The sequence below is a fragment of the Vibrio sp. 2134-1 genome, from assembly GCF_033339495.1.
Map to the genome: position 1 here is coordinate 1 of NZ_JAWOUS010000658.1, position 604 is coordinate 604.

Genomic DNA, 604 nt, shown 5'->3' on the forward strand with positions numbered 1-604 from the left:
AGCTGCTCTTGGCCGATTTGCAGATGTTGAGCTGCACGTTCTAGTGCGTCCAAGTGACGACGGCGCGCCATAAAGCCACCCTCAGTATTACCTGAGAAACCCATGCACTCTTTTAGGTGGTTACGCAGCGCATCGACACCCGCCCCGGTTTTTGCTGAAAGGCGAATCAGAGTAGGATCGTTCACATGACAGATCCCCATATCTTCACCTGTTTGATCCGCTTTGTTGCGGATCACCGTCATGCCAATGCTTTCTGGCAGGCGATCGACAAAATCGGGCCAAATTTCTTTTGGATCGGTGGCATCGGTCGTTGTGCCATCCACCATAAACAATACGCGGGCGGCTTGCGCGATTTCATCCCAAGCGCGTTCGATACCGATTTTTTCGACTTCATCAGAAGCGTCACGCAAGCCAGCAGTATCGATGATGTGCAAAGGCATACCGTCAATATGGATGTGCTCACGCAGCACGTCACGCGTGGTACCTGCTATGTCTGTTACGATTGCGGACTCTTTGCCCGACAGCGCGTTCAGTAGGCTTGATTTACCCGCATTTGGACGACCAGCAATCACTACTTTCATGCCTTCGCGCATGATCGCGCCTT

At 52.5% G+C, this 604-nt stretch carries 1 protein-coding gene; it reads right to left on the minus strand.

Features of this window, described 5'->3' with window-relative positions:
• On the minus strand, window positions 1-604 hold a 604-nt coding region (locus R7R78_RS27815; RefSeq protein WP_225474813.1), incomplete at both ends, for a GTPase.